This is a genomic window from Streptomyces himastatinicus ATCC 53653 (genome assembly GCF_000158915.1).
In the GTDB taxonomy this organism is placed as follows: Bacteria; Actinomycetota; Actinomycetes; order Streptomycetales; family Streptomycetaceae; genus Streptomyces; species Streptomyces himastatinicus.
This window is the reverse complement of sequence record NZ_GG657754.1, coordinates 7,087,348-7,100,056: the sequence shown is the minus strand read 5'-3', so window position 1 is coordinate 7,100,056 and position 12,709 is coordinate 7,087,348. Positions and strand designations below refer to the sequence as shown.

The 12,709-nt window shown below is 71.1% G+C and carries 10 protein-coding genes; 3 read left to right on the top strand and 7 right to left on the bottom strand.

Annotated features, from left to right (window positions below; all coding sequences use genetic code 11):
• The 3 genes from SSOG_RS29835 to hrcA all read right to left on the bottom strand — a co-directional run.
• Nucleotides 1-359 (bottom strand): nitronate monooxygenase (locus SSOG_RS29835; RefSeq protein ID WP_009717981.1); only part of this gene is annotated, 359 nt, incomplete at its 3' end.
• A 42-nt stretch (nt 360-401) separates the two neighbouring features.
• Nucleotides 402-1,535, bottom strand: a complete 1,134-nt coding sequence (dnaJ, locus tag SSOG_RS29830; protein ID WP_009717980.1) for a molecular chaperone DnaJ — start codon at nt 1,533-1,535, stop codon at nt 402-404.
• Nucleotides 1,536-2,549, bottom strand: coding sequence for a heat-inducible transcriptional repressor HrcA (gene hrcA / locus SSOG_RS29825; RefSeq protein WP_039939016.1), 1,014 nt, complete (start codon nt 2,547-2,549; stop codon nt 1,536-1,538). It lies immediately after the preceding gene.
• A gap of 175 nt (nt 2,550-2,724) precedes the next feature.
• On the opposite strand from hrcA, the gene SSOG_RS29820 reads away from it, so the two are divergent.
• Nucleotides 2,725-3,459 (top strand): MBL fold metallo-hydrolase, encoded by a 735-nt coding sequence (locus SSOG_RS29820; RefSeq protein WP_009717978.1) that lies wholly within the window; start codon nt 2,725-2,727, stop codon nt 3,457-3,459.
• 30 nt (nt 3,460-3,489) lie between these two features.
• On the top strand, nt 3,490-4,323 hold the full coding sequence (locus tag SSOG_RS29815; RefSeq protein ID WP_009717977.1) for a DUF3097 domain-containing protein: 834 nt from the start codon (nt 3,490-3,492) through the stop codon (nt 4,321-4,323).
• Here the strand turns inward: SSOG_RS29815 and hemW are convergent.
• The 4 genes from hemW to lepA all read right to left on the bottom strand — a co-directional run bounded on the left by hemW (nt 4,320) and on the right by lepA (nt 11,791).
• The gene (gene hemW / locus SSOG_RS29810; protein ID WP_039939015.1) at nt 4,320-5,552 is read right to left on the bottom strand and encodes a radical SAM family heme chaperone HemW; all 1,233 of its coding nucleotides are present in this window, start codon (nt 5,550-5,552) and stop codon (nt 4,320-4,322) included. The genes SSOG_RS29815 and hemW overlap by 4 nt on opposite strands.
• A 48-nt stretch (nt 5,553-5,600) precedes the next feature.
• Nucleotides 5,601-7,556, bottom strand: coding sequence for a SpoIIE family protein phosphatase (locus SSOG_RS29805; RefSeq protein WP_078510437.1), 1,956 nt, complete (start codon nt 7,554-7,556; stop codon nt 5,601-5,603).
• Nucleotides 7,557-7,778: 222 nt separating this feature from the next.
• Nucleotides 7,779-9,668 (bottom strand): AMP-dependent synthetase/ligase, encoded by a 1,890-nt coding sequence (locus SSOG_RS29800; protein WP_009717974.1) that lies wholly within the window; start codon nt 9,666-9,668, stop codon nt 7,779-7,781.
• A 242-nt stretch (nt 9,669-9,910) separates the two neighbouring features.
• Nucleotides 9,911-11,791: a translation elongation factor 4 gene (gene lepA, locus SSOG_RS29795; RefSeq protein ID WP_009717973.1), complete on the bottom strand. Its 1,881-nt coding sequence runs from the start codon at nt 11,789-11,791 to the stop codon at nt 9,911-9,913.
• 194 nt (nt 11,792-11,985) lie between these two features.
• Here lepA and rpsT point away from each other — a divergent pair, with 194 nt between their 5' ends.
• On the top strand, nt 11,986-12,252 hold the full coding sequence (rpsT, locus tag SSOG_RS29790; RefSeq protein WP_039939013.1) for a 30S ribosomal protein S20: 267 nt from the start codon (nt 11,986-11,988) through the stop codon (nt 12,250-12,252).
• Nucleotides 12,253-12,709: the final 457 nt, after the last annotated feature.

Below are 12,709 nucleotides of genomic sequence, written 5' to 3'. Positions count from 1 at the left end.
TCGTTCAGCAGGATCGCCAGCTTGGCGTCGTACGCGTCGTCGGAGCCGGACTCGGGGTCCCCGAGCGCGGTCTGGTAGCGGGACGCCTCGCCCGCGAGGCGGTCGGCGTAGACCGCGACGGCGGCCGGGTCACCGGGCGCCTGCGGCATGAACAGGTTGACGCCGAAGGGGCGGCCGGTCAGCCCGCGCAGCTGCTTGATCTCCTCGTACATCGCCTCCGGCGTCTTGTAACCGGCGGCGAGGAAACCGAGGCCCCCGGCCTCGATGACGGCGGCGGCGAGCTGCGGGCAGGAGGCCCCGCCCGCCATCGGAGCCTGCACGATCGGGTACCGGGCGAGATCGGTCAGCGCGGAGGACATGGGCACATGGTGCCATGTCCTCCGCGGCGATCCGTCACCGGATCAGCGTCCGTTGAAGGCGTCCTTCAGGCGCGAGAACAGGCCCTGCTGCCCCGGCTTGAACTCCCCGGTCGGCCGCTCCTCGCCGCGCAGCTTGGACAGCCGCCGCAGCAGCTCCTCCTGCTCCGGGTCGAGCTTGGTCGGGGTCGTCACCTCGACGTGGACGATCAGGTCGCCCCGGCCGCCGCCGCGCAGATGGGTGACGCCGCGCTGGTGCAGCGGGACCGACTGGCCGGACTGGGTGCCGGGCCGGATGTCGATCTCCTCCAGGCCGTCCAGCGTCTCCAGCGGCACCTTGGTGCCGAGGGCCGCCGCCGTCATCGGGATCGTCACCGTGCAGTGCATGTCGTCGCCGCGCCGCTGGAAGACGGGGTGCGGGACCTCGTGGATCTCCACGTACAGATCGCCCGCCGGGCCGCCGCCCGGGCCGACCTCGCCCTCGCCCGCGAGCTGGATGCGGGTGCCGTTGTCCACACCGGCCGGGATCTTCACGGTCAGCGTGCGCCGCGAGCGGATCCGCCCGTCGCCCGCGCACTCCGGGCACGGGGTCGGCACCACGGTGCCGAAGCCCTGGCACTGCGGGCACGGGCGCGAGGTCATGACCTGGCCCAGGAAGGACCGCGTCACCTGCGAGACCTCACCGCGGCCGCGGCACATGTCGCACGTCTGCGCCGAGGTGCCCGGCGCCGCGCCCTCACCGCTACAGGTGGTGCACACCACCGCGGTGTCGACCTGGATGTCCTTGGTGGTGCCGAACGCGGCCTCGCTCAGCTCCACGTCGAGGCGGATCATGGCGTCCTGGCCGCGCCGGGTCCGGGACCGCGGTCCGCGCTGCGAGGCGGTGCCGAAGAAGGCGTCCATGATGTCGGAGAAGTTGCCGAAGCCCGCGCCGAAGCCACCGGCGCCGCCGCCCGCGGCGGAACCCGACGGGTCCCCGCCCAGGTCGTAGACCTGCTTCTTCTGCGGGTCCGACAACACCTCGTAAGCGGCGTTGATCTCCTTGAACCGCTCCTGGGTCTTCGGATCCGGGTTCACGTCCGGGTGCAGCTCGCGTGCGAGCCGGCGGAATGCCTTCTTGATCTCGTCCTGCGAGGCATCGCGCTGCACGCCCAGGACTGCGTAGTAGTCCGTCGCCACTTACGACTCCGCCAGGATCTGTCCGACGTAACGTGCCACTGCGCGTACCGCTCCCATCGTTCCGGGGTAGTCCATGCGGGTCGGTCCGACCACGCCGAGTTTGGCGACGGCTTCGTCGCCCGAACCGTAGCCGACCGCGACGACCGAGGTGGAATTCAGCCCCTCGTGAGCATTCTCATGCCCAATGCGCACGGTCATACCCGAGTCTTGCTCGCCGAGCAGCTTGAGGAGGACGACCTGCTCCTCAAGTGCCTCCAGCACGGGCCGGATCGTCAGGGGGAAATCATGCACGAAGCGCGTGAGGTTCGCGGTGCCGCCGATCATCAGCCGCTCTTCGGTCTCCTCGACAAGCGTTTCGAGCAACGTCGCCAGCACGGTCGAGACCGTCCCCCGGTCCTCCTGTTCGAAGGACTCCGGAAGATCCTGCACCAATTGCGGCACATCCGCGAACCGCCGCCCCACGACCCGGCTGTTGAGCCGGGCGCGCAGATCCGCCAGCGAGTCGTCGCTGATCGGAGCCGGGCAGTCCACCATGCGCTGCTCGACCCGCCCGGTGTCGGTGATCAGCACCAGCATCACCCGGGCCACGGCCAGCGGCAGCAGCTCCACGTGCCGCACCGTCGAACGGGTCAGCGACGGATACTGCACCACCGCGACCTGCCGGGTCAGCTGCGCCAGCAGCCGGACGGTGCGCCCCACCACGTCGTCGAGGTCGACGGCGCTGTCGAGGAAGTTCTGGATGGCGCGGCGCTCCGGAGCGGACAGCGGCTTCACTCCGGCCAGCCTGTCCACGAAGAGCCGGTAGCCCTTGTCCGTGGGGATGCGCCCGGCGCTGGTGTGCGGCTGGGCGATGAAGCCCTCGTCCTCCAGCGCCGCCATGTCGTTGCGCACCGTGGCCGGGGAGACCCCCAGCCGGTGCCGCTCGGTGAGCGCCTTGGAGCCGACCGGCTCCTCGGTGCCCACGTAGTCCTGGACAATGGCACGCAGCACTTCGAGTCTGCGTTCGCTGAGCACCCCGCGCACCTCCAGTCCAGCCGTGTCATCAGGTCGTCCCTCTGGCACTCAATGGTCACGAGTGCCAGAACCCCTCAGCCAGTGTACGGCGGGGTGCGGTGGCCACGGCAAGAGCCGCCCCCCGCCGGTGCCCGGCCACACGTCACGCTATCGCTGTTGGAGCTAGCGTCTCGGTATGAAGACGTGTTGGGAAGAGGCCGGGTGGGAACAGCTCGCGCCCGATGTCGCCCGCTGCCGGCTGCCGGACTGGGACTGCACGGTCGGCGTGGTCGTCGGCGATACGGACGTCCTCGTGGTGGACACCGGCTCGTCGCTGCGCGAGGGCGCGGCGCTGCGGGCCGAGATCACCCGGCTGACCGGCCGCCGGCCGACCCGGATCGCGCTCACCCATCCGCACTTCGACCATGTCCTGGGCACGGCCGCCTTCGCGGGCTGCGCGGTGTACGGGGCCACCGGTCTGGACGCCCTGCTGCGCCGCGACCGGGATGCGCTGCGCGAGGACGCGATACGGCACGGGGTGGCCCCCGATGCCGCCGCCGAGGCCGTCGATCACCTCGTACCGCCGCATCACGCGGTCTCCGGGGAGGTCACCCTCGATCTGGGCGGCCGGTCCGTGCTGCTGGCGAACGTGGGCCCCGGGCACACCGCCCATGACCTGGCCGTTCTGGTCCCGGGCCGGGTTCCCGGCCAGCCGGAGGTGGTCTTCTGCGGCGATCTGGTCGAGGAGTCGGGCCCGCCCCAGGCCGGACCCGACGCGATCCCCGCCCACTGGCCCGCAGCCCTCGACCGGCTGATCGCTCTCGGCGGAGAGGACGCGCGGTACGTGCCGGGCCATGGGTCGGTCGTGGACGCGGCCTTCGTACGTGACCAACGCGACGAACTGGCCGCGCGTTTCGGCGTGTCCCGCTGACCGGTAACGCGCCGCGCTATCGTCATCCGGATGCGCAGCAGCCGACAGTACGACTCGGATCTGACCCCGCCCTGGAAGCGGCAGCAGCCCGCCCCCGAGGTGCCCGCGGACCCGGACCTCGTGGTCGAGGAGGTCACCACGGGGTTCTGTGGTGCCGTGATCCGCTGCGAGAAGACCGCGCAGGGGCCGACGGTCACCCTGGAGGACCGCTTCGGCAAGCACCGGGTCTTCCCCATGGAGCCGCGCGGCTTCCTTCTGGAGGGCCGCGTCGTGACCCTCGTACGCCCGCGCGCGGCGGCCCCGGGCGCCCCGCAGCGCACGGCCTCCGGTTCGCTCGCCGTCCCAGGTGCCCGCGCACGGGTCGCCCGCGCCGGGCGCATCTATGTGGAGGGCCGCCACGACGCGGAGCTGGTGGAGCGGGTCTGGGGCGACGACCTGCGCATTGAGGGCGTCGTCGTGGAGTACCTGGCGGGCGTGGACGATCTGCCCGCCATCGTGCGCGACTTCTCGCCCGGCCCGGACGCCCGGCTGGGTGTGCTGGTGGACCACCTGGTGGCCGGGTCCAAGGAGTCCCGTATCGCCGAGCAGATCACCGACGAGAGCGTCCTGGTCGTCGGGCACCCCTTCATCGACGTATGGGAGGCCGTGAAGCCGTCCTCGCTGGGCATTCCGGCCTGGCCGACGGTGCCGCGCGGCCAGGACTGGAAGACGGGCGTCTGCCGGGCGCTGGGCTGGCCGGAGAACACGGGCGCGGCGTGGCAGCGGATCCTGTCCGCGGTCCACTCCTACAAGGACCTGCGGCCGGAGCTGCTGGGCAGGGTGGAGGAGCTGATCGATTTCGTCACGGCGCCCGAGGCCGGTTAGTCCACCACGTCCCGCACCACCGCGTCGGCCAGCAGACGGCCCTTGAGGGTGAGCACGGCCCGGCCCTGCCCGTAGGGCTCCGGCTCCAGCAGGCCGTCCTCCAGCGCCCGCGCCGCGGCCGCCGCTCCGGCCGGGCGCAGCAGCTCCAGCGGGCACCCCTCGGACAGCCGCAGCTCCAGCAGGATCCGCTCGACCCGGCGCTCCTCGTCGGACAGCAGCTCCCGCCCGGCGCCCGGTGAGCGGCCCTCGCCGAGCGCCTGGGCGTACGCGCCGGGGTGCTTGACGTTCCACCAGCGCACCCCGCCGAGGTGGCTGTGCGCGCCGGGTCCGGCGCCCCACCAGTCGGCGCCGCGCCAGTACAGCTCGTTGTGGCGGCACCGACCCTCGGGCGAGGTCGCCCAGTTGGAGACCTCGTACCAGGCGAACCCGGCCGCCGACAGCATCTCCTCGGCGATCAGATACCGGTCCGCGTGGGCGTCGTCGTCGGTCATCGGCACCTCGCCGCGCCGGATGCGACGGGCCAGCTGGGTGCCCTCCTCGACGATCAGCGCGTACGCCGACACATGGTCCGGGCCCGCGCCGAGCGCCGCCTCCAGGGAGGCCCGCCAGTCGTCGTCGCTCTCGCCGGGGGTTCCGTAGATCAGGTCCAGGTTCACATGGTCGAACCCGGCGGCCCTGGCCTCCGCGACGCAGGCTTCGGGGCGGCCGGGGGTGTGGGTGCGGTCCAGCACCTTCAGGACGTGCTGCCGGGCGCTCTGCATCCCGAACGACATCCGGTTGAACCCGGCCTCCCGCAGCTCCTCCAGATACCGCGGGTCGACCGACTCCGGATTGGCCTCGGTGGTGATCTCGGCCCCGTCCGCCAGCCCGAACTCGTCGCGGATGGCCCCGAGCATCCGCCCGAGGTCCGCGGCCGCCAGCAGGGTCGGTGTGCCGCCGCCGACGAATACGGTCTCGACCGGCCGCGGATCGTCCCCCAGCACCTTCCGCGCGAGCCGCACCTCCTCCGCGACCTGCTCGGCGTAATTGTCCCGGGAGGCGAGCGCCCCGCCGGATCCGCGCAGCTCGGCGGCGGTGTACGTGTTGAAGTCGCAGTACCCGCAGCGGGTGGCGCAGTAGGGCACGTGGAGATAGAACCCCAGCGGCCGTCCCGCCGCCCCGGCCAGCGCGCCGGGGGGCAGCGCGCCGTCCTGGGGCATGGGGTCGCCGTCGGGCAGTACGGAAGGCATACGCCCCATTGTCCGCCATGCCGGGGCGCGCCCCGTGCCACCGGGTTTCTACAGCGCTCTGAGCACCAGCATCGCCAGGTCGTCGTCCGGCGGCTCCACGGCGAATTCGTCCACCGCCTGCCGCACCCGCTGCGCGACCTCCCGGGCGCTGAGCCCCGCGCAGCCCGCGAGCACCGACGCGAGGCCGTCCTCGTCGTCGAACTGGCGGGTACCGGAGCGGTGCTCCGTCACCCCGTCGGTCACGCACAGCAGGGTCTCGCCGGGCGCCAGATCGAACGTTTCACTCTCGTACGCGGCCTCCTCCACCACGCCGAGGAGTATCTGCGGCACGGCGACCGTCCGAACCGTTCCATCGGGCTGGAGGACCAGCGGCAGCGGATGGCCCGCGCTGGCCAGCGTGCACCGGACCCCGCCCTCGCTGCCCGGCCCGAGCGGCACCAGCTCCCCGTACAGCAGCGACAGGAACCGCGCCGGGCCGCCGCCCGGCGGCAGGCCCGCGCCGCCCGGGTCGGCGCCGCCCGCGGCCTCCACCGCCTCGACCGCCTCCCCCACGGTCTCCTCGCCCAGCAGCTGGTTGAGGCGGTCGAGGACCTCCCCCACGTCGTAGCCCTCGCGGGCCAGCAGCCGCAGCCAGGGCCGCACCAGGCCGGTCACCACGGCCGCCTCGGGGCCGTTTCCGCAGACGTCGCCGAGGACGAAGCACCAGCGCCCGTCACCGGCCGGGAAGACGTCGTAGAAGTCGCCCCCGGCCGAGATGTCGCCGGTCGGCTCGTACACGACGGCCGACTCCACACCGGGGATCCGGGCGATCCCGGACGGCAGCAGCCCGCGCTGGAGCACGCTGCTGATGGTGGCCTGGCGCGTGTAGCGCCGGGCGGAGGCGAGGGCGAGCGCGACGCGGCGCGCGAAGTCCTCGATCAGGCCGACGACTTCGTCCGGCATGCGCACCAGTCCGGCCCGCCCCAGCAGCAGCGTGCCCAGCGCACGCCCGCCCGCGATCAGGCGGCAGGCGAGCGCCGCGCCGCCGGGCCCGTACGCCGCGGGGTCGGCCGGCCACGGCCAGTCCAGTGCGCCGCCGCGCGCGGTCGCGGGCAGCTGGGGCGGCTCCTTCTCCAGCACCTGCTTGAGCCCCTCCATACGGCTCTCGCTGGCGTGCCAGACCCGGGCCAGCCGCGGCGGCCCGCCGCCGGTGTCGAGCCAGATCGCGCACCAGTCGGCGAGCCGGGGCACCAGCAGCTGTCCGGCGAGCGAGGTGACCATCTCCTCGTCGAACTGCCCGGCGAGCAGGTCGGACGCCTCGGCGAGGAAGGACAGCGCGCCGTGCCGGGTCCATTCCGGATCGGCTCGGCGGGCGGGCACCCGGCGCGGCGCGGGGGCGACGATCTCCGTACCGCGCGAGGCCCACGGGGGCGCGAGGTCCCCGGCCACGGGCTCCTCGGGCGCCACCGGGTCGGCGGCGGGCCGGACCGACACCTGGAACCACACCGTCTTGCTGGACCGCCGGTACGTCGTCCCCCACGCCTCGGCGATCTCGGCGACGAGCCGCAGCCCGTGGCCTCCGGCGCACTCCGCGCCGTCCGCGTCGACCGGCGGATCGCCGCGCAGCACCCGGGTGGGGTGGTGGTCGGTCACCTCCACGACGAGGGAGGGCGGTTCGCCCTCGTGGCTGGACACATCGAGCGCGCAGCACACCTCGACCGCGGTGCCCGCGTGCACCACGGCATTGGTGACCAGCTCGCTCACCAGCAGGACGGCCTCGTCCGCGACCCGGTCGGTGATCCGGTCGGCGGACGGTACGTCGAGCGCGACCCACTCGGCGAGCGCGGCACGCACGAACCGGCGTGCCGCGGAGGCCGCGAGCGGGCTGCCGGGCAGGCTCGCGCGGGCCGAGGCACTGGTACGGACGGGGCCGATTCCCCCGACCGGCAGAGCCACCCCGCCTGCGGATGCAGACGGGGTGGAAGATGACGTCCCCACTGTGCGGCTCCTGAGAAGCTCCGTCATATGCGCCGTGTCCGGCACGGACAGAGTGACAGACGGACCGCGGTTATATGCACCGAGTCACGCAAGTTAACTGTGTTGAGGGGAAAAATCGTGCGTACGCCGGGCCTGTTCCGGTAAAGAACCCCCGGCCGTATCGGGGGTTCGGGACGGGTCCTGGCGGTGGGTGACGTCGTGACGGAAGCGGGGGCCGGCGCCGGGTGGGGACCGGGGCCGGCCCCGCCGTCAGGCCTCGCGCGTACCGGCGTACATGTCCTCGATCAGGGCCTTGTACTCGCGTTCCACCACGGGACGCTTCATCTTCAGACTCGGCGTCAGCTCGCCGTGCTCCACGTCCAGATCACGCGGCAGCAGCCGGAACTTCTTGATCGTCTGCCACCGTTGCAGCCCCTCGTTGAGCCGCTGCACATAGCCGTCGATCAACTCCCGCACCGCCGCGGTGTCCACGACTTCGGCGTAGGACTTCCCCGCCAGGCCGTGCTCCTGCGCCCAGCCCATGATGGTCGGTTCATCGAGGGCGATCAGCGCGGTGCAGTAGTTGCGGTCGGAGCCGTGCACCAGGATGTTGGAGACGAACGGGCACACCGCCTTGAACTGACCCTCGACCTCCGCCGGGGCGACGTACTTCCCGCCCGAGGTCTTGATCAGGTCCTTCTTGCGGTCGGTGATCCGCAGATAGCCGTCGGGCGACAGCTCCCCGATGTCGCCGGTGTGGAACCAGCCGTCGGACTCCAGCACCTGCGCGGTCAGCTCGGGCAGCCCGTGGTAGCCCTCCATGATGCCGGGGCCGCGCAGCAGCACCTCACCGTCGTCGGCGAACCGCACCTCCGTGCCCGGGAACGCCTTGCCGACCGTACCGGTGCGGTAGTCCGGCGGGTTCAGGAAGCTGGCGGCGCTGGACTCGGTGAGCCCGTACCCCTCCAGGATGTTGATGCCGGCGCCCGCGAAGAAGTAGCCGATCTCGGGGGCCAGCGCGGCCGAACCGGACACGGCGGCGCGCAGCCGCCCGCCGAACGCCTCGCGCAGCTTGGCGTAGACGAGCTTGTCGGCGGCGGCGTGCTGGGCCTTGAGGCCGAACGGCACGGACGCGGTGCCGGTGCGGCGGAAGTTGTCCTGGGAGATCTTGGCGTAGTCGCGGGCGACCCCGGCCGCCCACTGGAAGATCTTGTACTTGGCGCCGCCGCCCTCACGGGCCTTCTGCGCCACCCCGTTGTAGACCTTCTCGAAGATGCGCGGCACGCCGCACATATAGGTCGGCCGGACGACCGGCAGATTCTCGATGATCTTGTCGACCCGGCCGTCCACCGCGGTCGTATGTCCGACGTAGATCTGCCCCGCCGTCAGCACCTTGCCGAAGACATGCGCGAGGGGCAGCCACAGGTACTGCATGTCGTCCGGGTAGAGCAGTCCCTCCTGGGTACCGATGGCGATGGCCATGTAGGACCAGGAGTCATGCGCCAGCCGTACGCCCTTGGGGCGGCCGGTGGTGCCGGAGGTGTAGATGAGCGTCGCCAGCTGATCGGAGCGCAGCGCGTCCGTCCGCTCCCGTACGGCGTCGGGGTGCTCGTCCAGGTGTGCCGCACCGCGCTTCTCCAGCTCGGCGAGGGAGAGCACCCAGCCCTCCGGGTCGTCCCCGGCGGGCGTCGCGTCCTCGGCCTCGATCACCACCACATGGGCGAGATCGGGCAGCTCGTCGCGCTTCTCGCGGACCTTGGCCAGCTGGGCGCCGTCCTCGGCGATCAGGACCCGGCTGCCGGAGTCGGCGAGGATGAAGGCGGTCTCCTCGGCGTTGGTGCTCGGGTACACCGTGGTGGTCGCCGCGCCCGCGCACAGCACGCCGAGGTCGCCGAGGATCCATTCGACGCGCGTCGAGGAGGCGAGCGCCACCCGCTCCTCGGGTTGGACGCCGAGGGCGATCAGCCCGGCGGCGATGGCGAAGACACGATCCGCGCTTTCGCGCCAGGTCAGCGGCCGCCACTCATCGGGACCCCGGCCGGAGGCGGGCGGCACGGGATAGCGGTACGCCTCCTTGTCCGGTGTCGCCTCGACGCGCTGGAGGAAGTGCGTCGCCAGGGACGGCGGCCGGTTCTCGAGCAGATTCTGGGTGTCGGTCACGGCATCCTCCGGGTCCCGCCTCAGTGCTTGGTGACTCGCGAGTAACCTTCGCGTGGCGATCAGAGTAAGGGCCGAAACCGTACTGCGTAAGGGGTTCCGGGCCACGTAGTTCAAATGAGGGGTGCGTTCAAATGAGGGGTGCGTTCACATGAGGGTCCGTTCACACGAGGGCCTGCATCGAGCGTCACACGACGACGGGCCCGGCGCTTCCCTGAAGCACCGGGCCCGTTCGACTACGACTGCTACTTCTTCCCCTTGGCGTCGCCGCCGCCCTCGTCGGAGGACAGCACCGCGATGAAGGCCTCCTGCGGCACCTCCACGCTGCCGACCATCTTCATCCGCTTCTTGCCTTCCTTCTGCTTCTCCAGCAGCTTCCGCTTACGGGAGATGTCACCGCCGTAGCACTTGGCGAGGACGTCCTTGCGGATGGCCCGGACGGTCTCGCGGGCGATGACCCGGGAGCCGATGGCGGCCTGGATCGGCACCTCGAAGCTCTGTCGCGGGATCAGCTCGCGCAGCTTGGCGACCAGCCGCACGCCGTACGCGTACGCCTTGTCCTTGTGGGTGATCGCGGAGAACGCGTCGACCTTGTCGCCGTGCAGCAGGATGTCGACCTTGACCAGGTCGGATGCCTGCTCGCCGGTGGGCTCGTAGTCGAGCGAGGCATAGCCGCGGGTCTTGGACTTCAGCTGGTCGAAGAAGTCGAAGACGACCTCGGCGAGCGGGAGGGTGTAGCGGATCTCGACCCGGTCCTCGGAGAGGTAGTCCATGCCGAGCAGCACACCGCGGCGGTTCTGGCACAGCTCCATGATCGCGCCGATGAACTCGCTGGGGGCGAGGATCGTGCCGCGGACGACCGGCTCGTGCACCTTGTCGACCTTGCCCGCGGGGAACTCACTGGGGTTGGTCACCGTGTGCACGGCGCCGTCCTCCATGTCCACCCGGTAGACCACGTTGGGCGCGGTGGCGATCAGGTCGAGATTGAACTCGCGCTCCAGTCGCTCACGGATGACCTCCAGGTGCAGCAGCCCGAGGAAACCGACCCGGAAGCCGAAGCCGAGGGCGGCGGAGGTCTCCGGCTCGTAGACCAGCGCGGCGTCGTTGAGCTGGAGCTTGTCCAGGGCCTCGCGCAGCACCGGATAGTCCGAGCCGTCCAGCGGATACAGCCCCGAGAACACCATCGGCTTGGGGTCCTTGTAGCCGCCCAGCGGCTCCTGGGCGCCCTTGGTGAACTGGGTGATCGTGTCGCCGACCTTGGACTGGCGGACGTCCTTCACACCGGTGATCAGATAGCCCACCTCGCCGACGGACAGCCCGTCGGCGGCGGTCATCTCGGGTGAGTTGGTGCCGATCTCCAGCAGCTCGTGGGCGGCGCCGGTGGACATCATCCTGATGCGCTCGCGCTTGCTGAGCGTGCCGTCCACGACCTTCACGTACGTCACGACACCGCGGTACGCGTCATAGACGGAGTCGAAGATCATCGCGCGGGCGGGCGAGTCCTTCACGCCCACCGGCGGCGGGACCAGCCGGACCACCGTGTCCAGCAGCTCGTCCACGCCCTCGCCGGTCTTGGCGGAGACCTTGAGCACATCGGAGACGTCACAGCCGATGAGGTGGGCCAGCTCGGCGGCGTACTTCTCGGGCTGGGCGGCCGGGAGGTCGATCTTGTTGAGGACCGGGATGATCGTGAGCTCGTGCTCCATCGCCAGGTAGAGGTTGGCGAGGGTCTGGGCCTCGATGCCCTGGGCCGCGTCGACCAGCAGGATGCAGCCCTCACAGGCCGCCAGCGAACGCGAGACCTCATAGGTGAAGTCCACGTGGCCAGGGGTGTCGATCATGTTGAGGACATGGGTGACCGGCTCCGGGCTCGCCTGGTCCTCGGTGAGCGCCCAGGGCAGCCGGACCGCCTGGGACTTGATCGTGATGCCGCGTTCGCGCTCGATGTCCATGCGGTCGAGGTACTGCGCGCGCATCTGTCGCTGCTCGACCACGCCGGTCAGCTGAAGCATGCGGTCGGCAAGCGTCGACTTGCCGTGGTCGATGTGCGCGATGATGCAGAAGTTACGGATCAGAGCCGGGTCGGTACGGCTCGGCTCCGGCACATTGGTAGGGGTCGCGGGCACGCAGCGTCCTGTAGCTAGGCGGGGCTCGGTGTTCTCGGTCCCCCCATGGTCCCATGAACGGCAACCGCTTCCGGGTTTGGGAGGCCACCAGCGCTGCTGGTAATCTGGCCCACTGTGTCTTACGCGACCCTCTCGCGCGGGACACAAGCGCACGACAGACAGCGAAACCCGACGAACCTGCGAAGGCTCTTTACGTGGCGAACATCAAGTCCCAGATCAAGCGGAACAAGACGAACGAGAAGGCGCGTCTGCGCAACAAGGCCGTCAAGTCCGAGCTGAAGACCGCCATCCGCCGGACCCGCGAGGCCGTGGCCGCCGGTGACGCCGAGAAGGCCACCGCTGCCGCCCGCGCCGCCGCGCGCAAGCTCGACAAGGCCGTCAGCAAGGGCGTGCTCCACAAGAACAACGCCGCCAACAAGAAGTCGGCGCTCGCGCAGCAGCTCGCCGGCCTCAAGGGCTGACTCTTCCGGGCCACCCGCACGGGTGACCCACCGGGGCGACACCTCGCCCCCACCCCGCCGTGGGGAACGTCCGAGCCCTCTACCTCGGACCACGGACAGCCTTCGTAGTACGCCACGCTACGTTCAATGCCCCCGGGCCCACTCCGGGGGCATTGCTGTGTCCGGACCCCGTGCGTCCGGATCCCCTCCACCTCTGGATCCTCCCCTGCACAGCCTCCCTGCACAGCGCGGGGTTTTCGGTGTTTCTTCGGGTATGTTCACGTCATGTCGATACCGGGGGGAGACACCCAATCCGTACGGGCCGCCGCAGCCACCTCAGCCGCCGCTCCCGCCCCAGCAGAACGCTCAGTCGCAGCCGCCGCCTCAGCAGAGCGCGCCGCCGCCCGGGCTCCTACGGACAGCCGCCGCAACCGCCACAGCCTCCGCCGCATGCCGCCCACGCCGCCCCGTCGCCGCA